Raw genomic sequence first — 1351 nt, 5'->3', positions numbered from 1 at the left:
GGGGATGAACCCTGAGTGGTGGACACGCTGAGTCTGGCCCATAATGGGCCGGAGAATGCGAGTAGAAACCATGCCAAAGAAGAAGTACTCCGATGAGTTCAAAGCCGACGCCGTCGCGCTGTACGAGACTCATCCCGATATGTCTTATTCCCAAGTCGCGGCCGATCTTGGCATCTCCCGTGGCGCGATCAAGTCGTGGGTGTTCCAAGCGCGGAAGGAAGCTGGCAAGGTGTCCACGAGCTCGCCTGATCGGCCCGAGACACCCGAGGAGGAGCTTGCTCGCCTGCGGGTCGAGAACGATTCGTTGCGGGCCGATAAGCGGTCTCTGCGGTCGGATGTGGAGCGGCTGGAAGAAGAGCGAGCGATCCTGCGGAAAGCCACGAAATATTTCGCGGCAGAGACGACCTGGTGATCCGTTTCCAGTTCGTTGACGACCACCGAAACACCCATGAGGTGAAGCGGATGTGTTCCGTGCTGGGTATCCAGCGCTCAAGCTTTTATAAGTGGTGTGCCTCCCGGCCGGCACGGGCGGCCAGGCAGGCTGCTGATGATGCTCTGTGCGAGCGGATTGAGCACCACTTCGAATTCTGGGACCACACGTACGGGTACCGACGGATCACGGCCGAACTCGCCGATGACCCGCACGTGGACGAGCCGGTCAACCGTAAGCGGGTTGCCCGCCTGATGCGGAACAACGGCATGGTCGGTATCCACTTGCGTAAGCCGAAGACTACGACGATCTCGGACCCAGATGCTCAGGTGTTTGCCGACCTGGTCGGCAGGGACTTCTCGGCCGCTGAGTTGGGCACGACCTACGTCGGCGACATCACCTACTTACCCTATGGCGATGAGGGGAAGTTCTTGTATTTGGCCACGGTCATCGACTTGTATTCGCGGCGGATCGTGGGCTGGTCGATCGCCGATCACATGCGGTCCAGTCTCGCCGAGGATGCGTTACAGAATGCAGTAAACAACAGAGAAACACTGGAAGGTGCGATTTTTCACAGCGACCATGGTCGTCAATATACGTCCTCGTCGTTTCAGGCGATGTGTCGTCGGTTCGGGGTGGTCCAGTCGATGGGCAGGGTCGGGTCGAGTGCTGATAATGCCCTGGCGGAGTCGGTCAACGCGGCGTTGAAGCGGGAGACGCTGCAAGGAGCGAAGCGGTGGGTCTCGGACCTCGAGTGTCGTCGTGAGGTGTTTCGGTGGTTGGTTCGATACAACTCGAGGCGGAGACATTCGAGTCTGGGTTATCGAGCACCGGTTGACTTCGAGGTCGATTGCACATTTATGATGGACATTGCCGCCTGATAGTACACATTGATGTGTCCACTTCCAGGGGTTCACGCCC

1 protein-coding gene is annotated in these 1351 nt (G+C 58.8%); it reads left to right on the top strand.

What is annotated here, in order from left to right:
* Window positions 1–70: 70 nt before the first annotated feature.
* Window positions 71–1311 (top strand): IS3 family transposase gene (locus FSY66_RS12385; protein ID WP_472650223.1). Its coding sequence is split into 2 segments (ribosomal slippage): window positions 71–398 and window positions 398–1311, totalling 1242 coding nucleotides; the frame shifts between segments, so codons are not numbered across the junction.
* The last annotated feature ends 40 nt before the right edge of the window (window positions 1312–1351 follow it).

This window comes from Kocuria palustris, from assembly GCF_007666205.1.
Classification (GTDB): Bacteria; Actinomycetota; Actinomycetes; order Actinomycetales; family Micrococcaceae; genus Kocuria; species Kocuria palustris_A.
This window is presented reverse-complemented; position numbering and strand designations above follow the sequence as displayed.